Source organism: Citrobacter sp. TBCS-14, from assembly GCF_005280805.1.
Taxonomy (GTDB): Bacteria; Pseudomonadota; Gammaproteobacteria; order Enterobacterales; family Enterobacteriaceae; genus Citrobacter; species Citrobacter gillenii.
In genome coordinates, this window is the sequence record NZ_SZWM01000185.1 from 213,476 (window position 1) to 236,035 (window position 22,560).

Genomic DNA, 22,560 nt, shown 5'->3' on the forward strand with positions numbered 1-22,560 from the left:
TTACCGGCACAGCTTACGCAAAAAGACCGCGTCATACCACGATCGCCATCGATATTGCGTTCAGCCGCCGATTTTAAGACAAAATTCCGGAGTTGCATGACGTTCGATCCACTTGATCATCCGTCCGGCAATATCAACCCCCGTGGTTTTCTCCACGCCTTCAAGCCCCGGAGAAGCGTTAACTTCCATGACCAGCGGCCCGCGGTCTGCGCGCAAAATATCAACGCCAGCCACATCCAGGCCCATGGTTCGGGCGGCTTTTATCGCGATGTCCCTTTCACGCGTCGTAATATTGGCAATACTGGCCACGCCACCGCGATGGAGATTAGAACGAAAATCGCCCTCTTTAGCCCGACGCTCAATAGCAGCCACTACCTCGTCCCCTACGACAAAACAGCGAATATCCCGCCCTTTGGCCTCTTTAATATATTCCTGCACAAGGATATGTGCGTTCAGTCCTCGAAATGCATCCACGACGCTCTCCGCGGCCTGACGCGTTTCGGCCAGCACCACACCGATACCCTGCGTGCCTTCTACCAGTTTCACCACCAACGGTGCGCCGCCGACCATATCAATCATGTCGCTGGTATCGTCCGGTGAGTGCGCGATTCCGGTAATCGGGAGATCGATTCCCTGACGTGCCAGCAGTTGCAATGAGCGCAGCTTATCGCGCGCACGGGTGATCGCCACTGACTCATTCAACGGATAACTCCCTAACATCTCGAACTGGCGCAACGCCGCCGTACCGTAAAAGGTAATCGCCGAGCCGATTCGTGGGATGACCGCATCAAAATGAGGGAGCTGGCGGCCCTTGTAATGAATCGAAGACGCCGCCGGACTAATGTTCATATAACAGGAAAGGGGATCGATAATTTCAACCAGGTGACCGCGCTGCATCGCCGCTTCACGCAGGCGCTTACAAGAATAGAGCGTTCCGTCCCGGGACAAAATGGCAATTTTCACCCTGCACCTCTCTGAAAGACCTGCTGAAAGCCGGCGTATCATACACCGGGTTAAAATCTTTAGCGCGTAGCCCATCCCTGTTTGTGCAAATATTCCAGAATAAAGGGGCGATTTTCTTTGATGATGGTGCGGCGAATATGATCGCTCCAGGTATCACGACGCGTGTTGCTGCCACGGGTCAGATAATACTGCGCAAGCTGTTCATCATAGTGAGCCAGGGCGTCCTTATCGAGCGGCTGGTATTGATTTTCATGCACCACAATGGCCGCAGGCAGCCGTGGCTTGATATCGGGATTATCTGCAGGCCAACCGAGACACAGACCAAACAGCGGCAGAACATGCTGCGGCAGTTTCAGTAACTCAGTTACCGATGCGATATTGTTGCGCAGTCCGCCAATATATACACCGCCAAGCCCCAGCGACTCTGCAGCCGTCAGCGCATTTTGCGCCATCATCGCCGTGTCAACCACGCCCAGCAGCAGTTGTTCTGCCAGTCCCAGCTGTGCGTCAGGGCAAATCTGTAAATGACGGTTAAAATCGGCGCAGAACACCCAGAATTCGGCAGCCTTCGCCACGTGCGGCTGCCCACCCGACAGCGTCACCAGCGACTCTCGCAGGGCCTTATCCGTCACCCGAATAATCGTGCTGCACTGTAAAAAACTGGAGCTCGAGGTGCCTTGCGCGGCAGCTATAATCGCCTCACGCTGCGCATCCGAAATCAACGCCTCGGTGAAATGGCGAATAGAACGGTGGCTGCGAAGTAAATCAATGGTTGGAGTCATCTCTTTTTTCTCTGGCTGAACGGGAAGATACGCTGGATGTTCGCGACATCAGCTGCGGCGCCAACAGTTGCGCAATGCGCCACATTAAAAACACAGCGGCGGGAAGCATCAACAAAACCCCCAGAAAAATCATCACCACACAGGCCAATGGACTGTTAAGCGGCGCGGGTAAGGTGAGGTAATCGTTAAGCGACAATAGCGCCAGCGCTAACGACACCATACCGATCGTTTCCAGAATCAATATGCTTTTAGGTAACACACCCACAGTGCGCATACGTGGCCTCCCGGCGAAGTGGCTCGTAGTATAAAACGTTCCGAGTTCTCATGTTTAACAGATATAGCGTAGATGTATCAAAGCAACAGGCCGAACCTACTTTCCATCCGACATAAATCGCGGCATCATACAGTCATTCGCCATCTGGCCTGATAAGTTCGAGGAGAGTGAGATGTTTGCTGTTATTTTTGGTCGCCCAGGGTGCCCGTATTGCGTGCGCGCAAAAGAATTGGCAGAAAAATTAAGCAATGAGCATGAAGATTTTAACTTCCGCTACATTGATATTCATGCTGAAGGGATCTCAAAAGCCGATCTGGAAAAGACGGTTGGTAAGCCGGTAGAGACCGTACCGCAGATTTTTGTCGATCAGAAACACATCGGCGGCTGCACGGATTTCGAAGCATGGGCAAAAGAGAATGTGAATCTGTTCGCCTGATTGCCGTCTCTACGCCCTCCACTGGAGGGCGTAATCAGTGTTTTTTCCGCTGCTGGTGCTGATTAAATAGGCTACTGATAAACAGAAAACACAATGCGCCAAGCGCGCACCAAAACACCGCACTAAACAACCATGCAAGCTCTTGCCACAGCGAACGCGTAGGCATAAACACAAATCGCATCAATAACAAACAACACGGTGCCGCCAGCATTGCACCGAGAAGAGGTCTAAGCACCTCACGACGATGGGAAAAAAAGCTGGCCGCTGCTCCTGGCAATATAAAAAACAACAACCCAACCTCAGGATGCCCAGCCGCCTTAAATGCTCCTTTCACGTTCAGCGTCAATGAAAGACACACCACAATAAAAAGCACAAAGCAGCAGATCGCACCCGCCCAACCTTGCCTATGTTTCAATCGTTCCTCCTGACACTCTCTATCGAACACTCTTTTCGCCCAAAGGCGTCCAGTCAGATAAAGTCGTTCGGCATTCCATGCCAAAAACGCACTCACACGATTCTTATAGCCGTTGAAACGTAATGAGATTAAACTAGCCGCATATATCGTCATGCTGCTTTATTTGGGGCTGTGTACGATGCTGTCGCCCCTTAATTTCTGGCAAAAACATTAGCGTAAATTGCCATTTCTTTCAATAGCTTACTAGTAAACAAGAAGTTAGTCTCCGTGAATATAAACGTCGCAGATTTGTTAAATGGGAATTACATCCTGTTATTATTTGTGGTCCTGGCGCTGGGGCTGTGTCTGGGGAAATTACGCCTGGGTACAGTCCAACTCGGTAATTCCATTGGCGTTTTAGTAGTCTCCCTATTATTAGGCCAGCAGCACTTTAGTATTAACACTGATGCTTTAAATCTCGGCTTTATGCTGTTTATTTTTTGCGTCGGCGTCGAAGCTGGTCCCAACTTTTTTTCGATTTTTTTTCGCGATGGGAAAAATTACCTAATGCTTGCTCTGGTCATGGTCGGCAGCGCAATGCTGATCGCCCTGGGACTGGGTAGGCTATTTGGCTGGGACATCGGCCTGACAGCTGGCATGCTGGCAGGTTCAATGACCTCCACGCCGGTGCTGGTCGGCGCGGGTGACACATTGCGCCATTCAGGGATGACAGGAACACAGCTGTCAACGGCTCTTGATAACCTGAGCCTCGGTTACGCACTGACCTATCTGATCGGACTGGTCAGCCTGATTGTCGGCGCACGCTACCTGCCAAAACTGCAGCATCAGGATTTGCAAACCAGCGCCCAACAAATCGCCCGTGAACGTGGCCTCGACACCGACGCCAACCGTAAGGTCTATCTGCCTGTGATCCGCGCCTATCGTGTCGGTCCGGAACTGGTTGCCTGGGCTGATGGTAAAAATCTGCGTGAGCTGGGTATCTATCGCCAGACCGGTTGTTATATCGAGCGTATCCGTCGCAACGGCATTCTGGCTAACCCGGACGGCGACGCCGTACTGCAGATGGGCGATGAAATTGCCTTAGTGGGCTACCCGGATGCACATGCCCGCCTCGACCCCAGTTTCCGTAACGGCAAAGAAGTGTTCGATCGCGACCTGCTCGATATGCGCATCGTCACCGAAGAGATTGTGGTGAAAAACCACAATGCCGTCGGTCGTCGTCTGGCGCAGTTAAAACTGACCGATCACGGCTGCTTCCTTAACCGCGTGATCCGTAGCCAGATTGAAATGCCGATTGATGACAACGTCGTGCTCAATAAAGGTGATGTGTTGCAGGTCAGCGGCGATGCCCGCCGCGTAAAAACCATTGCAGACCGTATCGGCTTTATTTCAATTCACAGCCAAGTCACCGACTTGCTGGCCTTCTGCGCCTTCTTTATCATCGGCCTGATGATTGGGATGATCACCTTCCAGTTCAGTAATTTCAGCTTTGGCATCGGAAACGCAGCTGGCCTGCTGTTTGCCGGTATTATGCTTGGCTTCCTGCGCGCCAACCACCCGACGTTTGGCTACATCCCACAGGGTGCGCTGAACATGGTGAAAGAGTTTGGCCTGATGGTCTTTATGGCGGGCGTTGGCTTGAGCGCGGGCAGCGGTATTGGCAACGGCCTCGGTGCAGTCGGCGGACAAATGCTAATAGCGGGCCTGATTGTCAGCCTGGTGCCGGTGGTTATCTGTTTCCTGTTCGGCGCTTACGTATTGCGCATGAACCGCGCCCTGCTGTTTGGCGCCATGATGGGCGCACGAACCTGTGCACCGGCGATGGAAATCATCAGCGACACCGCGCGCAGCAACATCCCTGCTTTAGGTTATGCAGGCACCTATGCTATTGCCAACGTCTTACTGACGTTGGCGGGGACACTGATCGTCATCGTCTGGCCTGGCCTCGGTTAAAATTTACCCTTTTATGAAATTTTTTTGCAGATAAGCAGAACTTTTCTTCAAGGTGTCAGTCATAACTATTGCCACTGCTTTTCTTTGATGTCCCCAATTTGTGGAGCCCATCAACCCCGCCGTTTTGGTTCAAGGTTGATGGGTTTTTTGTTGCCTGAAATTTGCCGCCCTTCCTGGCCCTTCGACCAATTTGCATCATGCCGGTTATGGCACATACTTTTACACGGTGCTTTTGGTGATGGGGTGCGCAATGTTACTTGCAGGCAAAGTCGCGGTGATTTTCGGGGGCAGCGGTGCAATAGGGTGTGCGGTTGCGCAGGTGATGGCACGCGAAGGGGCACATGTGTTCCTGGGTGCACGTAGCCAGCAAAATCTCGATCAGGCAGCGAGCCGCATTCGCGCGTCGGGTGGCTCGGCCGACACCTTTATCATCGATGTGCTCGACGAGCAGTCGACAGCTGAGCAGGTTATGCACCTTGTTCAGAACACCGGGGGGATTGACGTGGTGGTCAACGCCACCGGCTTTATGCACGATCAGGGTAAACAAATTGACGCATTATCCCTGGCGGAGTTTATGCGCGGCATCATCCCTTTTCTCACCGCACAATTCACGATCTCTAAAGCTGTCTCGCCACATATGGGCGGTGAGCGAGCAGGAACAATTATCACCGTTGTTGCCCCGGCGGCGTCCATGGCGATACAGGGACATCTGGGCCACATCGTTGGCTGCGCGGGAATCGAGGCATTTATTAAAGCGCTCGCCAGTGAGCTTGGCCCACAGAATATTCGCGTCCTTGGCGTGCGATCGCATGCCATTGTTGATGCAGTGCAAGCAGGGTCTTATACCGGAGAAATATTCGCCGCAAAAGCGCAGTCAATGGGGTTAACCGTCGAGCAATGGCTTGGTGGAGCCGCACAAAGTACGATGCTTAAGCGTCTGCCAACGCTGGCACAAATCGCCGAGGTCACAACGTTTCTGGCATCAAACCACGCCAGTGCGATGACCGCGACGGTAATAAATGTCACCGGGGGCGCAACCGTCAGTTGATAAGCTGTGTCAGTACTACGACAGCCCGGCGATGCGCTCAACCATCACCAGGATATCGTCTCGCTGCAGCGGTTTTTTATCGGTCACAAAATGCAGCGTCATGCCTTCAATAAAGGCATCCAGCGCACGGGCCGTGGCGGGGTCAAACCACTGCTCTAAGGTTTGTTGACTGCGTTGCATCCAGTTTTGCATCACCGTTTTCAACGCCGGTTTACGGCTGGCGAACGCGTACAACTGGTACATAATCTCCATGTTATCCGGTGTGGTGACCTGCGAACTGTAAATCATCTCGGTAATGGCATGACAGGCCTGTGGCGCATCCATCACGTCCATAAAAAATGCCTGATATTGCCGCGACATAGTTTCGGTAAAATGACCGAATGCCTCCATCAGAAGCTCATCGATTCCCGAAAAATAATAGGTCATTGAACCCAACGGCACCTGCGCAATCGTTGCAATCTTACGATGCGTAACTGCATGAATACCATAAGTTATTACTGCGTCCAGCGTAGCCTGAACTATTTTTTCCCGCCGTTGTGGATCGTTCGCGCGTCGCACCGCATTTCCTCTTCTTGCATTTGTGTACAAATGTACACAACCTTGCTAATGTTGTCTCCTTTCCTCATTTCTTTGGCTCGAATTCATGACTGGCATCTCATCACGCAAAGCCTTAAGACGCCGAACCTGGGCGCTGTTTATGTTTTTCTTTTTACCAGGATTATTAATGGCTTCCTGGGCAACGCGTACCCCAGCCATCAGAGATATCCTCTCCGTTTCTACCGCTGAAATGGGGGCAGTATTATTTGGACTCTCTATTGGTTCGATGAGTGGCATTCTTTGTTCGGCCTGGCTAGTGAAACGATTTGGCACGCGGAAAGTGATCCGCACCACCATGTCATGTGCGGTTGTTGGTATGGCGATCCTTAGCGTGGCGCTATGGCTACATTCCGCCTGGCTATTTGCGTTTGGGCTGGGGGTTTTTGGTGCCAGCTTTGGTGCCGCAGAGGTTGCCATTAACGTCGAAGGTGCAGCGGTTGAGCGTGAGATGAACAAAACCGTGCTGCCGATGATGCATGGTTTTTATAGCCTCGGCACCCTGGCAGGCGCAGGCGTCGGGATGGTGCTCACCGCCTTTAGCGTTCCCGCCAATGCGCATATTCTGCTGGCGGCACTGGTGGCTATTGCGCCAATATTTATCGCCATCAAAGCGATTCCTGACGGCACCGGTAAAAATGCCGCTGACGGTTCTCACTCAGCCGAAAAAGGGCTGCCCTTTTACCGCGATATCCAGCTGCTGCTCATCGGCATCGTGGTACTGGCGATGGCATTTGCCGAGGGTTCCGCTAATGACTGGCTTCCGCTCCTGATGGTAGACGGACACGGATTTAGCCCGACCTCAGGCTCCCTGATTTATGCCGGGTTTACGCTGGGCATGACCGTCGGACGGTTTACCGGCGGCTGGTTTATCGATCGCTACAGCCGCGTCGCGGTCGTACGCGCCAGTGCGTTAATGGGCGCGCTGGGTATTAGCCTGATTATCTTTGTCGACAGTTCGTGGGTCGCAGGTGTGTCCGTTATCCTGTGGGGACTCGGTGCGTCGCTGGGCTTCCCGTTGACTATTTCAGCCGCCAGCGATACCGGCCCCGATGCACCAACCCGCGTGAGCGTTGTAGCAACCACCGGCTATCTGGCCTTCCTGGTCGGGCCGCCGCTGCTGGGCTATCTGGGTGAACACTATGGCCTGCGCAGCGCCATGCTGGTGGTGCTGGCGCTGGTGCTGGTTGCGGCCATCGTCGCGAAGGCTGTCGCCAAACCAGACGTTAAAAATACCCCTGTGACGGAGAACAGCTAATGGCTATTAAGTTAATTGCAGTCGACATGGACGGCACCTTTTTAAGTGACCAAAAGACCTACAACCGTGAACGGTTTATGGCGCAGTACCGTCAGATGCAAGCTCAGGGGATCCGCTTTGTGGTCGCCAGCGGTAACCAGTACTACCAACTGATCTCTTTTTTCCCCGAGCTGGCCGAGGAAATCTCTTTTGTGGCGGAAAACGGCGGCTGGGTCGTTAGCGAAGGGGAAGATGTGTTTAACGGCGAGCTGGCTAAAGACGATTTTCAGACCATAGTGGATCATCTGCTAACGCGCACCGACATTGACATTATTGCCTGCGGAAAAAACAGCGCCTACACCCTGAAGCACTACAGCGACGAGCTAAAATCCGTCGCCGCCATGTACTACCACCGCCTCGAATTTGTTGATAATTTCAACAATATCAACGATGTATTATTCAAATTTGGGCTAAATATCTCTGAAAAACAGATCCCACAGGTTCAGTCTGCACTGCATGACGCGATTGGCGACATTATGGTTCCAGTGCATACCGGCTACGGCAGCATCGATTTAATTATCCCTGGCGTACATAAAGCAAACGGTCTGCGTCTGCTGCAACAGCGCTGGAATATTCGCGATGAGGAAGTCGTGGCGTTTGGTGATGGCGGTAATGATATTGAGATGCTGCGTCAGGCGGGATTCAGTTTTGCGATGGCTAATGCCAACGATACCGTGGCCCGTGCGGCAAAATATCGTGCGGGGTCGAATAACGAAGAAGGCGTACTGGATATTATCGACCTGGTGCTAAAAAACGACACACCGTTTACGCAATAACATCTCAGCACAGACGGCAACAAAAGAATGGCATGATCTCTTCATAATCCGCGTCACATTAACCCGCTGGATAAATATCTCCAGTGAATATTTTCAGGTGATCTGATGATGAAGAAAAGTGTACTAATAGCGGCAATATTGCTGGGGTTTGCGGGAACTGCACTGGCGCAAAGCGTCACCGTTGATGTACCAAGCGGTTATAAAGTTGTCGTGGTTCCTTCTTCCGTGAGCGTTCCCCAGGCGGTCAGCGTGGCCACTGCGCCACAAACGGTTTATGTTGCTCCTGCACCCGTTTATCGTGCACATCCTTATGCACGGCATGTCGCCAGCGTAGGCGAAGGGATGGTTATTGAGCATCAGATTGACGATCACCACTAAGTTCGCGTAAAGCCCGGGCAGCCGTCAACGCCTCATCGATTTTCAGCCGGACCAGGGTGTCGCTTCAGCTCTCTGGCTTTCAGCTATATCCGTTTTGCTGTTCAGAGATATTCAAGTAAAAGCGCAGGTAGTCAGGTGTGGGCTGGTCCGGCTGAAAATTGCCGACGTGTTTCCGTAAGGCCGGGAGAACCAGCATGGATGCTGGCTCAGGGCGCGTTTTGCAAGGACGCTACCTCGCGCCCGGCCCGATAGCCTGGAGGAATAAGCGGAGGGAATTGCGAAGCAACAATTTTCCTGCCGGGAGCCGGGATTGTAAAGGGCGTGGCGAAGAACGCCCTTTACACGTTCACAGGAATCAGTGCTTCAGAGAAACGATGAACATGAGGTGAACGGAACCCTTTCTCAGAGAGAGCATATTCATCCCTCCCCCCGCCGCCAACATATGTTGATGCTTTCTGATACCGAGACGTTAACTGAACGGTATTACGGATAGCCGGGCTTTATCCTTCCCGTGAATCCCCTACCCGCTTATCTTTCAGGAAAATAAACATCAGCGCCAGCCACAGTATCCCGCTGGCCAGATTAAACAGGCTAAACAGGCCGTTACCGCCGAGTAAATAAGCATGTTTGCTCAGCTCAATACCAACGGTAAAAATCAGCATCTGCAGCATGCCCATCGCGGCGGAAACTGTCCCTTTACTCATGTCGCTGGCAAACAGCGTCAGGCGTACCAGCCCGGCATTCGCCACGCCAATCCCAAACGCATAAACACTCAGCCCTGCCGTCATCCACAAATAGGCATGGGAAGAAACCACCGTGGCCGCCGCGGCAATAATCAGCCCCACGGCGATCGGCCAGCCGCCCATAATAATCAGCGACCGTACCGTGCGTCGTGCGGTCAGGCGCGCCAGCACGAGGTTACCGGCGATCAGCGCACCAAAAATCGGCACCTGTAGCAGACCATATTCATAGCTGCTCAGCTGTTCACCGCTAATAATGATAATCGGGGATTGAGCGATCCACGCCAGCAACGGCAGACTGACAAAGCCCAACGCCAGGGCACCAGCGACAAAACGCACGTTCTTCAGCACCAGCTTGTAGTCTTTGCCCAGCTCTTTAATCGACAGCGTTTCACCGAGTCGGGTCGCGGTTTCAGGCATCGCGCGCTGCAGGCCAACAAAGGCGATGGCGGCCAGTACCGCAAACAGCACAAACATCCCTTCCCACGGCAGCACGTGCACCCAGGCCGCGCCGACCAGCGGGCCCAGCAACGGGGCAATCAGCGCCACGTTCGCCATCAGGGCGGTAATTTTAATGCATACCGCCTCTTCAAAGGATTCCTGAATCGCGGCATAGCCCACCGCGCCAATAAAGCACAGGCTAATGCCCTGCAAAAAGCGCAGGAAAGTGAATTGTTCAATGTTCTGCGCAAACAGCGTCGCAAGGCAGGTAACAATGAACCACACCACACCGGTTAACATCACCGGCCGACGACCAATACGATCCGACAGCGGTCCTAATAACCACTGCAAAAACATGCCGCCTGCCAGGTAAGCGGTCATGGAGGTGGGAACCCAGTCTAATCCGGCCTGATATTGCTCCACCACCGCCAGCATACCGGGCTGGATCATATCGTTGCCGATATACGTAGAGAATTCGTAAAGCACCAGACAGAGAGGGAAAAGTAATGCCTGACGCCCCAGTCGGGCGCCTGAAGATAAACGGTTGTGCATGCAGTCTCTTAACCAATGAAAAAACGCGCAAAGTGTAATAAATGCGCCGGACTGGTGATAGTGAATTATGTGATTTGGCCGCAAAATGCGCACATTTTTACACTCAGTTTCACAATGCTCTTTTGCTTTAAGGTTAATTTAAGTTGAACCCGTTATCATGCTCTATAGACGTCATTAATTATCTTAAAAATAGTCATTTAGCTGACAAATAAGACAACACCGCTTTTTATCCCGCTAAAGCGAACTTATGCTCTGCCTGATGGGACTCTTTTAACTGCTGTCGTGAATCTGGATGTTATGCTGGAAAATCTGAACAACTCGCTATTTTACCTGATCAACGCCACGCCGGACTCTGCGCAATGGGCGATCGCGTTTGCCGTCTTTATTGCTAAAGATCTGATCAGCATCGTGCCGCTGTTAGCTGTAATCCTGTGGCTTTGGGGCCCGCGTGACCACGTGACGACTCAGCGCAAACTGGTGATCAAAATGGCGCTGGCAATAATTGTAAGCCTGGTCATTTCATGGCTGATAGGACATCTGTTCCCGCACGATCGCCCGTTTGTTAACCACATCGGCTACAACTTCTTGCACCATGCACCTGATGACTCTTTCCCAAGCGATCACGGCACCGTTATTTTCACCTTTGCACTGGCCTTTATATTCTGGCATCGCCTGTGGTCTGGCGCCTTGTTTATGGCGATTGCCGTGGCGATCGCCTGGTCACGGGTGTACCTCGGCGTACACTGGCCGCTGGATATGCTGGGTGGGTTCCTGGCAGCGTTAATCGGCTGCCTGAGCGCCCAGATGATCTGGCAACGGTTCGGCACCTCGCTGTATTCCGCGTTGCAAGCCTGCTATCGCACCTGCTTCGCCCTGCCGATCCGTAAAGGCTGGGTGCGTGACTAATCCACGGTAAAAAGAGTAGTATTAAGCGCGCGATATGAAACGCTTATTCTACTCACCAGGGGAACTATGGAAACACGACGCGACGAGCGTATTGGTCAATTGCTGCAGGCGCTGAAACGCAGCGATAAATTACACCTTAAAGAAGCCGCGACGCTACTTGGCGTATCTGAGATGACCATCCGTCGCGACCTGAATAATAACGATGCCCCGGTCGTGTTGCTGGGGGGATATATTGTTCTGGAACCCCGTAGCGCCAGCCATTACTTAATCAGCGACCAAAAGTCCCGGCTGGTGGATGAGAAACGTCGCGCGGCCCAACAAGCTGCGAGCCTCGTTCAAGCGCATCAGACGATCTTTTTTGACTGCGGCACCACCACGCCGTGGATCATTGAAGCTATTGATAACGATCTGCCTTTCACCGCGATTTGCTACTCGCTGAATACCTTTCTGGTACTCCAGGAAAAACCGCTGTGTCGCGTCATCCTGTGTGGCGGTGAATTCCACGCCAGCAACGCTATTTTCAAACCACTCGATTTCCAGGAAACGCTGAATAACCTGTGCCCGGATATCGCGTTTTATTCTGCGGCTGGCGTACACATTGACAAAGGTGCAACCTGTTTTAACCTGGAAGAACTACCGGTGAAGCATTGGGCGATGTCGATGGCGCAGTATCATGTACTGGTGGTGGATCACAGCAAGTTTGGTAAGGTGCGTCCCGCTCGGATGGGTAATCTGAAACGCTTTGATAGCATCATTAGCGATACCCGTCCTGACGATGAGTTTGTTGATTACGCAAAAGCGCAGCACATTAAGCTGGTGTACTGAAATGACATTGCCGGACGCACAAACGCTGTCCGGCAATAACGGTGATTAAGAGAACCAGCCACCAAACCACTGGTGGAATTTCATCATCACAAAGTCCCACATCCGGCTAAAGAAACCGCCCTCTTCAACGGCCTCCATCACCATCAGCGGACGCTGTTCAATGGATTTCCCGTTCAGCTGGAAGTCGATCGTCCCGACAACCTGGCCTTTCTTCAGTGGCGCGGTTAATTGCGGTTCGGTCAGTGTAAAGCTGGCTTTCAGATTTTTAAGCTGACCGCGCGGAATAGTCACCGAACCGGCTTCGCCTGCGCCCAGGTTAACTTCACTCTTATCGCCGAACCAGACGCGCTGGGTCACAAAGGTGGCATCCGGTTTAATCGGCGTGACCGTTTCAAAGAAGCGGAAGCCCCACGTCAGCAGCTTCTCTGACTCATTGAATCGAATACGGTCGGTTTTCGCTCCCAGCACTACCGAGATCAGGCGCATATCGCCCTGGGTGGCGGAAGCCACCAGGTTATAACCCGCGCCCGTCGTGGTGCCCGTTTTCATCCCGTCCACGTTCAGGTTGGTGCTCCACAGCAGGCGGTTGCGGTTCGGTTGGCGAATTTTATTAAAGGTAAACTCTTTTTCTTTATGAATGGCGTACTCTTCCGGCACATCGTGGATGAGTGCTTTACCGAGCAAGGCCATGTCGCGCGCGGTACTGAACTGCCCCGGCGCATCCAAACCATGCACCGTCTGGAAGGTGGTATTCGTCAGTCCCAGCTTTTGCGCATAGCCGTTCATCAAACCAATAAAGGATTCCTGGCTGCCAGCCACGTAATCTGCCAGCGCGATACATGCATCATTACCCGACTGAATAATAATGCCTTTGTTCAGATCGGAGACCGCTACCTGATCGCCGGGTTTCAGGAACATCACTGAAGACCCACGCAGAGCCGGGTTGCCCGTCGCCCAGGCATCTTTTCCTACGGTAACCATGTCGTTCAGGTTAATTTTCCCGGCCTTCAACGCCTGCCCAACCACATAGCTGGTCATGATCTTGGTCAGACTGGCTGGATCCAATTTCTCATCAGCATTGCCCTCCGCCAGCACCTTGCCGCTGGCGTAATCCATTAAGATCCACGCGCGCGCATCCACGCTCGGCGGCGCGGTGGGTTGCTCTACCGCCTGTGCGGTCGGTGCCAAAAGGAATAACAGCGCTGAACCTGCGGCGAAACTGCGAAGGGAAGAGAAGTATTGCGTCATAAATGCCACCCGAGTATCCATTCCAAAAAACCACGTCATAACACACCATGTTTACACAAACTGCATCGGCCAAACCCGCGCAGAAGCGGCCTGATGGATGACGTGTAAAATAAGTGCGGTGAGTAATAACGCACTAACGAGCTTAAAGAAACCGTAAGTTGGTAAAGTTTTTAAAGTTTATGCAATAACACTGCGCTGCGCCGCTTTCATCACGATTTTTTTACGTGTTGTTGCGTAAATATTAGGTTTACCCCACCATGTAACGGGTTTAATACCGAATGCAGCCATCAAGCTGCTCAATGATTACGCGGGGTTACTATGATTACACTGTGGGGTCGCAATAACTCGACCAACGTGAAAAAAGTGTTGTGGACGCTCGAAGAACTGGAACTGCCGTATAACCAAATACTGGCGGGCGGGCAGCACGGTATCAACCGAGATGCTGACTACCTGGCGATGAATCCAAACGGTCTGGTCCCCCTGCTACGCGATGATGAAACCGACGTTTTACTGTGGGAATCCAATACCATCGTCCGCTATCTGGCCGCCCAATACGGGCAAAAACGGCTGTGGATCGATGCCCCGGCAAAACGTGCAGAAGGCGAAAAATGGATGGACTGGGCTAACCAGACGCTAAGCCCTGCTCATCGGGTCATCTTATTTGGTCTGGTCAGAACACCGGCAGAACAACACGACCAGGCGGCCATTGACGCAGGCGCGAAGGTTTGCGACAACCTGTTTGCCATGCTCGACAACGCGCTGGCCGACCAACCGTGGTTCTCCGGGGACGAGTTTGGTACCGGCGATATCGCCATCGCCCCGTTTATCTACAACCTGTTTAACGTTGGCCTGAGCTGGACCGAACGTCCTCACCTTGAGCGTTGGTACCAGCAGCTTACCGAACGTCCAGCGTTCCAAAAAGCGGTGATGATCCCGGTCAGCTGATGCTGTAGCGCTGCGGCTACCGGGGGCTCACCTTCAGTAGTTGCCCGTCGGACTCGTCGGTTAACACATACAAATAACCGTCTGGTCCGACACGCACATCGCGGATCCGCTGTCCTCTTTCGCGTAAAATACGCTCGTCCTCAGTAACCTGATTCCCGTTAACGCTTAAAACGATCACATCCTGGTCTTTTAACGCGCCAATAAACACCTTCTGCCGCCACTGCGCAAAGGTATCGCTATTGTAAAAAGCCATCCCGCTGACCGCCGGCGACTTTTCCCAGTAGAAAACAGGCTGTTCCGTACCCTCAACAATTCCACCTTTAGCCTCAGGTATTTTTAAACCGCTGTAGTTCATCCCCCAGGTCGCTAACGGCCAGCCGTAGTTTTTGCCTTTCTCGGGGATATTAATTTCGTCGCCACCGCGCGGGCCATGTTCGTTGAGCCACAGCGTGTCATTCCAGGGATTCATCGCCATCCCCTGTGGATTACGGATGCCATAGGACCAAATCTCAGGTCGAGCACCGGCCTGGTTCACAAATGGATTATCCGGCGGAATGCTGCCCTCATCGGTCAGTCGCACCACCTTACCCTGCAGCTTGTCCAGATCCTGAGCGGTAGCGCGCTGGTTATTTTCACCCAGACCAATAAACAGGTGGCCTTTACCGTCAAACACCATGCGGCCACCAAAATGGTTACCGGTTGAAAGTTTTGGCATCTGGCGAAAAACCGTCTGGAACGCCTGCAGATGTTTGAGATCGTCGCTCAGTCGTCCATAACCGACTGCCGTACCGGCCTTACCCTCATGGTCGGCTTCAGCAAAGCTGAGCCAAATCCGCCGGGAACGTTCAAAATCCGGGGCGAGCACCACATCGAGTAACCCCCCCTGACCGTGCGCCCAAACCTTTGGTACCCCGGTTAGCGGATCGGAAAGTCCTTCCCCCGCCTGCCATAGTCGCAACTGTCCACCCCGCAGCGTGAGTAATATGCCGCGGTTGTCAGGTAAAAAGGCCAAGGACCAGGGGTGATCAAGTTTGGTTTGCAGCACCTCAACCTTCAGCGCAGACGGTTCAGCACTGGCGTGAGGGGCAAACAGTAACAGTGGGGCCGCACAGAGCAAGAGTCGCCGCATAACACCTCCTTAATGGCTCTGCATAAAGCGTAGCCAGCAAGGGGCAATTTCCCGCAACTTTTACACAATCTTAACGAAAAGGGGGAGCGCCCTCCCCCGGATTCAGACATGTTCCAGCGTTGAGTACATTTGCAAACACTGGATACTCAGCGTCAGCGTTGTCAGGCAGTTTTCCAGTTTCTCTGCGTTAACGGCGATAAAGGTCGGACAATCGTGATGTCCGCTCATCAGACAAACAGCCGCGGCGGCTAACGCGCCTTCAGCACGGCGCAGGGCATTCCACTCTTCCTGGTCAAGATGCATACCGTGGAGCTGTGATTGGTCATCATGCAGTTCGCGATTCAGTGCAAAAAAATTATCACGCAGACGATCGCTCTCACTCACTGACATATAGCCTTTCGCTTTCCTCAACAACAGATAAGCGGCGAGATCGATACGGGCGTTTATCAACTTGTTGAGAAGATCGGTTCTCAGTCTGTCAACGACCATACTTTGTTCCTCCTCTTTCCAACCATGGTGCAACTTAATAGTATGGTCGTTTTTTGAACAAATTGATGCTCCACGTCAATAAACCATAATTGATTAACATTATTTACAATGTTACAACGCACAGAGAAACCGTCTGTTTCTGACGTAGCGATAATTTTTTGCTATACCTGATGGGGTTACTGTCGCGACACGGATGATGAGGGGTCTATGTCAAAAGCAAATGATGCCGAGAAGATACGCACGCTATCAAAGATAGACCTGAATCTGCTCACCATTTTCTGTTTAATTTATAGCGTAGGGAGCATTACCCGCGTCGCCGATATGCTGAATATTTCTCCCTCGGCTGTCAGTCAGTCGTTAAAAAAACTGCGCGAACTGATGGGAGATAATCTTTTTGTTCGCAGCGGCAATGCGTTATTACCAACCGTCTATTCCGACGAGCTTTACGACAATGCAATCCCGATTATTGATAAACTGTCGCTGCTAATGCCACATACTTCCCCGGCATCCAGAAAAAGGCTCACGCTGTATACGGAATCGTTTATTTCACCGATCGTTATTCCCGACGTTACGGAAAAAATAATCAGCAATAACGCGGATATCAGTCTCCTGCATCTTACCGCTGATTTAAATGAGCAGAGTATTATCGAGCTGCTCACGATGCGGCAGGCTGATGTTGTTTTTTCTACCTTTTCCGTGGAATCAGGCAGTATTTCCTGTCACAAAATATGTGATATGCGGCTGGTACTGGCAGCGTCACAAAATAATACGTTGTATGGTCATTCGATCAGTGAGGAAATGTTCAGAAGTGCCAATCTGGTGGGCTACAACACTAAAAACGAGAAAATAATTTATCACCGCAGCATCGTGGATAAAAAATTCAGAACCGGGGATCGCTGCCTGCTAACCTCTTCTTTTACCGCGATCCTCACGATTGTCGCGAATACCCAATGTTTAGGGGTGATCCCGGAAAAAGTCTTCGCCACGCATGCGCCACTTTATGGCCTGAAAAAAATCAATACGCCGTTCCCGTTACCGCAATTCAGTATTTTTGCCTCATCGCGCAAAGAAACCAATACCCATAAGCTCCTGGCGCCAATTCTCGCCGATTTACAAGCATCCTCCCTGTTCTGAAAACCAGGGAGAACACCCGTTGTGATTAAGGGTTAGACATGGATCCGGGTAATACGCCAAATATTATTGGCGTATTCCTGTACCGTTCTGTCCGACGAGAAGTACCCCATATTGGCAATATTATGCAGCGTTTTCGTCGTCCACTCACGGGGAGTACGATACAACTCATCCACAGAGTCCTGGCAATCAACATAGCGGCGATAATCCGCTAACACCTGATAATGGTCACCAAAGTTGATCAATGAATCGAGGATGTTGCGATACCGCCCAGGCTCCTGTGGACTAAACAGGCCGGTGCCAATTTGCGTCAGTGCCTGATGCAGTTCGGCATCATTCTCAAAAATCGTTCTTGGGTTATAGCCGTCACGTCGTAAGGCGTCGACTTCCTGCGCCGTATTACCAAAGATAAAGATGTTATCTTCGCCGACATATTCCTGCATTTCAATATTCGCCCCGTCCAGCGTGCCAATGGTCAACGCACCATTTAAGCCAAACTTCATATTGCTGGTACCGGAAGCCTCGGTCCCTGCCAGTGAAATTTGCTCGGAAAGGTCAGCCGCCGGAATAATTAGCTGCGCCAGGCTGACGCTGTAATCCGGGATAAACACCACCTTCAGCTTGCCGCCGATTTGTGGATCGTTATTCACCCGCTGTGCCACGTCATTTATTAAGCGAATAATCTGTTTCGCCATGTGGTACGACGAAGCAGCCTTACCGGCAAAGATATTCACACGAGGAACCCAGTTTTCATCCGGTGCAGCTTTAATACGGTTGTAGCGTGTAATCACGTGGAGTACGTTCAATAATTGACGCTTGTACTCGTGGATACGCTTCACCTGTACATCAAACAGGGCCGCAGGATCCACCACCACCCCGTACTGGGTGGCAATATGGTGCGCCAGCCGCTGTTTATTTTTGTGTTTCGCGCGATGCACCGCGTCGTTCACGCTTGGATAATCAATATACTGTTTCAGATCAGCAAGCTGCATCAGGTTAGTGCGCCAGTTCTGACCGATATTCTCATCCAGTACGTTTGCCAGCGGCGGGTTCGCCAATGCCAGCCAGCGACGGGCCGTCACGCCATTCGTGACATTAGTAAACCGCATCGGGAAGATACGCGCAAAATCAGCAAACAGTGATTCCGTCATCAATTTTGAATGTAATGCCGACACGCCGTTCACTTTATGACTGACCACGACGGCCAGCCAGGCCATCCGCACCACCCGGCCATGCGATTCATCAATTAACGAGACCCGTTTAAGCAGCTCACTGTCATCATGATATTTATCCGCCACGGATTTCAGGAAGCGATCGTTAATTTCAAAAATAATTTGCAAATGGCGCGGCAGGATCCGGCTCAGCATCTCTACCGGCCATGTTTCCAGCGCTTCACTCATCAAAGTGTGGTTGGTATAGGAGAAAATCTGACAAGTCACGTCAAACGCATCATCCCATGCAAATTGATGATTATCGATTAACAGACGCATCAATTCCGGGATCGCCAGAACCGGGTGGGTATCATTAAGGTGAATCGCGATTTTATCAGCCAGATTATGATAAGTTTTGTGCAGTTGATAATGCCGGCTCAATATGTCCTGAATGGTCGCTGAGGCCAAAAAATAAGCCTGGCGTAGGCGCAGCTCGCGCCCGGCGTCGGTGGAGTCATCTGGGTACAGCACCCGCGAGATCTTTTCAAAATGGTATTTATTTTCCACTTCAACGGTAAAATCATCATTCAGATTTACTTTGCCTGAATTAACTTCACTATTAACCTGCACATTCCACAAGCGCAATGTATTGGTGCTGTCGGTGTTATAACCTGGGACAATCTGGTCATGCGCTACGGCCAGAATATCCTCGGTCTCAATCCAGCGGACTTTGCTGCCTTCCTGCTGAACACGACCGCCAAAGCGCACTTTATAGTGGGTATTATGACGCTTAAATTCCCACGGGTTTCCGTATTCTAGCCAGTAGTCCAGCGACTCCTTCTGCACCCCATTAACGATATTTTGTTTGAACATACCGTAGTTGTAGCGGATACCGTAACCGCATCCCGGTAAACCCAACGTGGCCAGCGAGTCAAGGAAACAGGCCGCCAGACGTCCGAGACCACCATTGCCAAGCCCTGGATCGTTTTCTTCGTCAATCAGCTCTTCCAGATCCAGCCCCATGGCCTCGAGCGCGCTGTTCACTTCGTCATAAATCCCCAGAGACAGCAGCGCATTCGACAATGTACGCCCAATCAGAAACTCCATCGACAGGTAATAAACCTGACGGGCATCCTGAGAGAATTGCGCCCGGTTTGAACGATGCCAGCGTTCGACCATTCGATCGCGCACGGCATATAGCGTAGCGTTTAACCATTCACGTTTAGTGGCAATGGCCGGATCTTTACCAATGGTAAATAAGAGTTTATTGGCAATATCATCCCTGAGTTTATCAACATCAATTTCGGCGGCTGTAGGAAGTGGGGAAATATACATATCAGCGTGACCTCGCAGAATCGGACAGGGGCAGAAAAATAAAATAAAAATAAAGCACAAATAAATTTATGAGCGTTGATTCTTTTGCGGACTCACTTCATGACGAGTAATAGAATGAAGTTCATTCATTAATAATCGCCAGCTTAAACCGGTGGCGAGCGAAATATAATATAAGCTCACACCATTAGCATAAAGGGTTCTCGCCATTTTAAGTTTTGACTGCAAAGCAATATCTTTCAAATTTAACCTCATGAATAACGCTCGACATATTAAATTTAGAAGACTTCTTCTCTATAGCCAAGAAGTGACACTTAAAGCCGGAATTAGACTCTCTAAATACCTTGCTCCTGCCGATAAGCCAATTACCGGTACTCCCCATTTTGAGCGTCCGACTTATGAACATCAGAGATAGATGTCACGCGATGGCATCTGTATAATCCCCCGATTACGAGCAATGTACAGTATAAGAAAATGGCAAAAATTGGTTTTATTTCACTAGGTTGTCCGAAAAACCTCGTTGATTCTGAGCGCATCCTGACTGAACTTCGTACCGAAGGTTATGACGTGGTGCCGAATTACGACGACGCGGATATGGTTATCGTTAACACCTGCGGCTTTATCGACAGCGCGGTACAAGAATCACTGGAAGTGATTGGCGAAGCGCTGAACGAGAACGGCAAGGTGATTGTCACCGGCTGTCTGGGCGCGAAAGTCGATCAGATCCGTGAAGTTCACCCGAAGGTGCTGGAAATCACCGGACCGCACAGTTACGAGCAGGTTCTGGAACACGTTCACCATTACGTGCCAAAACCAAAACATAACCCGTTCCAGAGCCTGGTTCCTGAGCAGGGCGTCAAGCTGACGCCGCGTCATTACGCCTATCTGAAGATCTCTGAAGGGTGCAATCACCGCTGCACGTTCTGCATCATTCCGTCCATGCGCGGCGATTTGGTCAGCCGTCCCATCGGCGAGGTACTCAGCGAAGCCAAGCGTCTGGTTGATGCGGGCGTCAAAGAGATTCTGGTTATCTCCCAGGATACCTCCGCTTACGGCGTGGATGTGAAGCACCGCACCGGCTTCCATAACGGTGAGCCAGTGAAAACCAGCATGGTTGATCTGTGCGAGCAGCTGTCAAAACTGGGTATCTGGACTCGTCTGCACTACGTCTATCCGTACCCGCACGTCGATGATGTCATCCCGCTGATGGCGGAAGGCAAAATCCTGCCGTATCTGGACATCCCGCTGCAGCATGCCAGCCCGCGTATTCTTAAGCTGATGAAGCGCCCAGGTTCGGTAGACCGCCAGTTAGCGCGTATTAAGCAGTGGCGTGAAATCTGCCCTGAACTGACCCTGCGTTCAACGTTTATCGTCGGCTTCCCGGGTGAAACCGAAGAAGACTTCCAGATACTGCTCGATTTCCTGAAAGAAGCACGTCTGGATCGCGTCGGCTGCTTTAAATACAGCCCGGTAGAAGGTGCGGGGGCCAATGCGCTGCCGGATCAAATCCCGGAAGAGGTGAAAGAAGAACGCTGGAACCGCTTTATGCAATTGCAGCAGCAGATCTCTGCTGAACGCTTGCAGGAGAAAGTCGGCCGAGAAATTCTGGTCATCGTCGATGAAGTTGATGAAGAAGGCGCGATTGGTCGCAGCATGGCAGACGCCCCGGAAATCGACGGCGCGGTGTATATGAATGGCGAAACCAACGTGAAGCCTGGCGATATCATCCGCGTGAAAGTCGAAAACGCAGACGAATACGATCTGTGGGGCAGCCGCGTTTAACTCATCGTCACCCAACAGTAGGCCGGATAAGGCATTTACGCCGTCCTCCGGCCTACTGTTTATCCTTTAATCTTCGGGTCCAGCGCGTCGCGCAGGCCATCACCCAATAAGTTAAACGCCAGCACCGTCAGGAATATTGCCACCGCCGGGAATATCGCCACGTGTGGAGCAATCACCATATCCGCCCGCGCTTCGTTGAGCATCGCGCCCCACTCCGGCGTCGGTGGCTGAGCACCCAATCCCAGGAACGACAAACTCGCGGCGGAGATGATCGACGTCCCGATGCGCATGGTAAAAAAGACCACGATCGACGAGACCGTCCCCGGCAAAATATGGTTGAAGATAATGGTCGTATCGCTGGCGCCAATGCTGCGCGCCGACTCAATAAACGTCTGCTGTTTGAGCACCAATGTATTCCCACGCACCAGTCGCGCAAAGGCTGGAATGGAGAAGATAGCGACGGCAATTATCACGTTAGCAATGCCGCTGCCGAGCACCGCCACCACCGCTATCGCCAGCAGAATACCCGGAAAAGCGAATAGCACATCGCAGATACGCATAATCAGCCGATCCCACCAGCCTTCGTAATAACCTGCCAGCAGACCCAACACCGTACCTATGGCCGCACCAATAAATACGGCAAACACCCCTGCCGCCAGCGAAATTTGCGCGCCAACCAGCACACGGCTAAAAATATCCCGCCCCAGCGAATCGACGCCAAACCAGTGCAACATCGACGGTCCATCATTGAGGCGGTCATAGTCGAAGTAATTCTCGGCATCAAACGGCGTCAACCAACGGGCAAATATCGCCACCAGAATCAAGGCCAGCACGAATAACCCGGCGATCATCGCCACACGCTGGCGACGAAAACGCCGCCAGAACTCGTGCCACGGCGTGCGGATCTGTTCAGGCTTAACGAGCGGCATTGCATTTAAAATCGCCTGTCGGCGCCAGTTAAAAAATCGCATCC

Annotated in this window: 22 protein-coding genes; 11 read left to right on the forward strand and 11 right to left on the reverse strand. The window is 51.9% G+C overall.

Annotated elements, in window-relative coordinates; translation table 11 throughout:
* Window positions 1-60: 60 nt before the first annotated feature.
* The 3 genes from rimK to FDX22_RS09695 are packed head-to-tail and all read right to left on the reverse strand — an operon-like array spanning window position 61 to window position 2,019.
* Window positions 61-963: a 30S ribosomal protein S6--L-glutamate ligase gene (gene rimK, locus FDX22_RS09685; protein ID WP_117341700.1), complete on the reverse strand. Its 903-nt coding sequence runs from the start codon at window positions 961-963 to the stop codon at window positions 61-63.
* 59 nt (window positions 964-1,022) lie between these two features.
* Window positions 1,023-1,745: a nitroreductase NfsA gene (nfsA, locus tag FDX22_RS09690; RefSeq protein WP_135912336.1), complete on the reverse strand. Its 723-nt coding sequence runs from the start codon at window positions 1,743-1,745 to the stop codon at window positions 1,023-1,025.
* Window positions 1,729-2,019: a DUF1418 family protein gene (locus FDX22_RS09695; protein WP_096757712.1), complete on the reverse strand. Its 291-nt coding sequence runs from the start codon at window positions 2,017-2,019 to the stop codon at window positions 1,729-1,731. Before FDX22_RS09695 ends, nfsA begins: the two co-directional genes overlap by 17 nt.
* 172 nt (window positions 2,020-2,191) lie before the next feature.
* Between FDX22_RS09695 and FDX22_RS09700 the strand changes: the two genes are divergently transcribed.
* Window positions 2,192-2,455: a GrxA family glutaredoxin gene (locus FDX22_RS09700; protein ID WP_096757713.1), complete on the forward strand. Its 264-nt coding sequence runs from the start codon at window positions 2,192-2,194 to the stop codon at window positions 2,453-2,455.
* Window positions 2,456-2,489: 34 nt separating this feature from the next.
* Here FDX22_RS09700 and FDX22_RS09705 read toward each other — a convergent pair whose 3' ends face one another.
* The gene (locus FDX22_RS09705) at window positions 2,490-2,870 is read right to left on the reverse strand and encodes an inner membrane protein YbjM (RefSeq protein WP_096759440.1); all 381 of its coding nucleotides are present in this window, start codon (window positions 2,868-2,870) and stop codon (window positions 2,490-2,492) included.
* Window positions 2,871-3,137: 267 nt separating this feature from the next.
* On the opposite strand from FDX22_RS09705, the gene FDX22_RS09710 reads away from it, so the two are divergent.
* Window positions 3,138-4,823 (forward strand): aspartate:alanine antiporter, encoded by a 1,686-nt coding sequence (locus FDX22_RS09710; RefSeq protein ID WP_096757714.1) that lies wholly within the window; start codon window positions 3,138-3,140, stop codon window positions 4,821-4,823.
* Between the two features lie 250 nt (window positions 4,824-5,073).
* Window positions 5,074-5,871, forward strand: coding sequence for an SDR family NAD(P)-dependent oxidoreductase (locus tag FDX22_RS09715; protein ID WP_146717112.1), 798 nt, complete (start codon window positions 5,074-5,076; stop codon window positions 5,869-5,871).
* 15 nt (window positions 5,872-5,886) lie between these two features.
* On the opposite strand, the gene FDX22_RS09720 is transcribed toward FDX22_RS09715, so the two are convergent.
* A complete protein-coding gene (locus tag FDX22_RS09720; RefSeq protein WP_115258965.1) occupies window positions 5,887-6,429 on the reverse strand; it encodes a TetR/AcrR family transcriptional regulator in 543 nt (180 codons plus the stop codon).
* An 85-nt stretch (window positions 6,430-6,514) separates the two neighbouring features.
* On the opposite strand from FDX22_RS09720, the gene FDX22_RS09725 reads away from it, so the two are divergent.
* From FDX22_RS09725 to FDX22_RS09735, 3 genes are all read left to right on the forward strand, one after another.
* A complete protein-coding gene (locus FDX22_RS09725; RefSeq protein WP_146717113.1) occupies window positions 6,515-7,723 on the forward strand; it encodes an MFS transporter in 1,209 nt (402 codons plus the stop codon).
* On the forward strand, window positions 7,723-8,538 hold the full coding sequence (locus FDX22_RS09730; RefSeq protein WP_146717114.1) for a Cof-type HAD-IIB family hydrolase: 816 nt from the start codon (window positions 7,723-7,725) through the stop codon (window positions 8,536-8,538). The genes FDX22_RS09725 and FDX22_RS09730 overlap by 1 nt, the downstream gene beginning before the upstream one ends.
* A 108-nt stretch (window positions 8,539-8,646) precedes the next feature.
* Window positions 8,647-8,916: a hypothetical protein gene (locus tag FDX22_RS09735; protein ID WP_370317147.1), complete on the forward strand. Its 270-nt coding sequence runs from the start codon at window positions 8,647-8,649 to the stop codon at window positions 8,914-8,916.
* 500 nt (window positions 8,917-9,416) lie between these two features.
* Here FDX22_RS09735 and FDX22_RS09745 read toward each other — a convergent pair whose 3' ends face one another.
* A complete protein-coding gene (locus FDX22_RS09745) occupies window positions 9,417-10,649 on the reverse strand; it encodes an MFS transporter (protein WP_096757721.1) in 1,233 nt (410 codons plus the stop codon).
* Window positions 10,650-10,946: 297 nt separating this feature from the next.
* Between FDX22_RS09745 and ybjG the strand changes: the two genes are divergently transcribed.
* Window positions 10,947-11,555, forward strand: coding sequence for an undecaprenyl-diphosphate phosphatase (gene ybjG / locus FDX22_RS09750; RefSeq protein WP_146717116.1), 609 nt, complete (start codon window positions 10,947-10,949; stop codon window positions 11,553-11,555).
* A 66-nt stretch (window positions 11,556-11,621) separates the two neighbouring features.
* Window positions 11,622-12,380, forward strand: a complete 759-nt coding sequence (gene deoR, locus FDX22_RS09755) for a DNA-binding transcriptional repressor DeoR (protein WP_115258969.1) — start codon at window positions 11,622-11,624, stop codon at window positions 12,378-12,380.
* A gap of 45 nt (window positions 12,381-12,425) precedes the next feature.
* Here the strand turns inward: deoR and dacC are convergent, their stop codons facing one another.
* A complete protein-coding gene (gene dacC / locus FDX22_RS09760) occupies window positions 12,426-13,628 on the reverse strand; it encodes a serine-type D-Ala-D-Ala carboxypeptidase (RefSeq protein ID WP_115259972.1) in 1,203 nt (400 codons plus the stop codon).
* Between the two features lie 318 nt (window positions 13,629-13,946).
* On the opposite strand from dacC, the gene FDX22_RS09765 reads away from it, so the two are divergent.
* Window positions 13,947-14,573 (forward strand): glutathione S-transferase family protein, encoded by a 627-nt coding sequence (locus tag FDX22_RS09765; RefSeq protein ID WP_146717117.1) that lies wholly within the window; start codon window positions 13,947-13,949, stop codon window positions 14,571-14,573.
* Window positions 14,574-14,589: 16 nt separating this feature from the next.
* Here the strand turns inward: FDX22_RS09765 and FDX22_RS09770 are convergent, their stop codons facing one another.
* Both FDX22_RS09770 and bssR read right to left on the reverse strand, forming a co-directional pair.
* On the reverse strand, window positions 14,590-15,702 hold the full coding sequence (locus FDX22_RS09770; protein WP_146717118.1) for a PQQ-dependent sugar dehydrogenase: 1,113 nt from the start codon (window positions 15,700-15,702) through the stop codon (window positions 14,590-14,592).
* A 102-nt stretch (window positions 15,703-15,804) separates the two neighbouring features.
* Window positions 15,805-16,191 carry a biofilm formation regulator BssR gene (bssR, locus tag FDX22_RS09775; RefSeq protein ID WP_096757726.1) on the reverse strand — a complete coding sequence of 129 codons (387 nt, stop codon included), beginning with the start codon at window positions 16,189-16,191 and terminating at the stop codon, window positions 15,805-15,807.
* 207 nt (window positions 16,192-16,398) lie between these two features.
* Between bssR and FDX22_RS09780 the strand changes: the two genes are divergently transcribed.
* Window positions 16,399-17,325 (forward strand): LysR family transcriptional regulator, encoded by a 927-nt coding sequence (locus FDX22_RS09780; RefSeq protein WP_115258971.1) that lies wholly within the window; start codon window positions 16,399-16,401, stop codon window positions 17,323-17,325.
* A 32-nt stretch (window positions 17,326-17,357) separates the two neighbouring features.
* Here FDX22_RS09780 and glgP read toward each other — a convergent pair whose 3' ends face one another.
* Window positions 17,358-19,808, reverse strand: coding sequence for a glycogen phosphorylase (glgP, locus tag FDX22_RS09785; protein WP_146717119.1), 2,451 nt, complete (start codon window positions 19,806-19,808; stop codon window positions 17,358-17,360).
* Window positions 19,809-20,279: 471 nt separating this feature from the next.
* Between glgP and rimO the strand changes: the two genes are divergently transcribed.
* Complete coding sequence (rimO, locus tag FDX22_RS09795; RefSeq protein WP_146717120.1) at window positions 20,280-21,587, forward strand: 30S ribosomal protein S12 methylthiotransferase RimO; 1,308 nt, start codon at window positions 20,280-20,282, stop codon at window positions 21,585-21,587.
* A 59-nt stretch (window positions 21,588-21,646) separates the two neighbouring features.
* On the opposite strand, the gene gsiD is transcribed toward rimO, so the two are convergent.
* On the reverse strand, window positions 21,647-22,558 hold the full coding sequence (gene gsiD, locus FDX22_RS09800; protein ID WP_096757731.1) for a glutathione ABC transporter permease GsiD: 912 nt from the start codon (window positions 22,556-22,558) through the stop codon (window positions 21,647-21,649).
* Between the last annotated feature and the right edge of the window lie 2 nt (window positions 22,559-22,560).

What these genes read in the sequence shown, in the direction of transcription:
- deoR (WP_115258969.1), top strand. Translation starts at nt 11,622, where the DNA reads ATGGAAACACGACGCGACGAGCGTATTGGTCAATTGCTGCAGGCGCTG.
- nfsA (WP_135912336.1), bottom strand. Translation starts at nt 1,745, where the DNA reads ATGACTCCAACCATTGATTTACTTCGCAGCCACCGTTCTATTCGCCAT.
- glgP (WP_146717119.1), bottom strand. Translation starts at nt 19,808, where the DNA reads ATGTATATTTCCCCACTTCCTACAGCCGCCGAAATTGATGTTGATAAA.
- rimO (WP_146717120.1), top strand. Translation starts at nt 20,280, where the DNA reads ATGGCAAAAATTGGTTTTATTTCACTAGGTTGTCCGAAAAACCTCGTT.
- FDX22_RS09725 (WP_146717113.1), top strand. Translation starts at nt 6,515, where the DNA reads ATGACTGGCATCTCATCACGCAAAGCCTTAAGACGCCGAACCTGGGCG.
- FDX22_RS09770 (WP_146717118.1), bottom strand. Translation starts at nt 15,702, where the DNA reads ATGCGGCGACTCTTGCTCTGTGCGGCCCCACTGTTACTGTTTGCCCCT.
- dacC (WP_115259972.1), bottom strand. Translation starts at nt 13,628, where the DNA reads ATGACGCAATACTTCTCTTCCCTTCGCAGTTTCGCCGCAGGTTCAGCG.
- FDX22_RS09765 (WP_146717117.1), top strand. Translation starts at nt 13,947, where the DNA reads ATGATTACACTGTGGGGTCGCAATAACTCGACCAACGTGAAAAAAGTG.
- FDX22_RS09700 (WP_096757713.1), top strand. Translation starts at nt 2,192, where the DNA reads ATGTTTGCTGTTATTTTTGGTCGCCCAGGGTGCCCGTATTGCGTGCGC.
- FDX22_RS09695 (WP_096757712.1), bottom strand. Translation starts at nt 2,019, where the DNA reads ATGCGCACTGTGGGTGTGTTACCTAAAAGCATATTGATTCTGGAAACG.
- FDX22_RS09730 (WP_146717114.1), top strand. Translation starts at nt 7,723, where the DNA reads ATGGCTATTAAGTTAATTGCAGTCGACATGGACGGCACCTTTTTAAGT.
- FDX22_RS09745 (WP_096757721.1), bottom strand. Translation starts at nt 10,649, where the DNA reads ATGCACAACCGTTTATCTTCAGGCGCCCGACTGGGGCGTCAGGCATTA.
- ybjG (WP_146717116.1), top strand. Translation starts at nt 10,947, where the DNA reads ATGCTGGAAAATCTGAACAACTCGCTATTTTACCTGATCAACGCCACG.
- FDX22_RS09735 (WP_370317147.1), top strand. Translation starts at nt 8,647, where the DNA reads ATGAAGAAAAGTGTACTAATAGCGGCAATATTGCTGGGGTTTGCGGGA.
- FDX22_RS09715 (WP_146717112.1), top strand. Translation starts at nt 5,074, where the DNA reads ATGTTACTTGCAGGCAAAGTCGCGGTGATTTTCGGGGGCAGCGGTGCA.
- FDX22_RS09780 (WP_115258971.1), top strand. Translation starts at nt 16,399, where the DNA reads ATGTCAAAAGCAAATGATGCCGAGAAGATACGCACGCTATCAAAGATA.
- bssR (WP_096757726.1), bottom strand. Translation starts at nt 16,191, where the DNA reads ATGGTCGTTGACAGACTGAGAACCGATCTTCTCAACAAGTTGATAAAC.
- gsiD (WP_096757731.1), bottom strand. Translation starts at nt 22,558, where the DNA reads ATGCGATTTTTTAACTGGCGCCGACAGGCGATTTTAAATGCAATGCCG.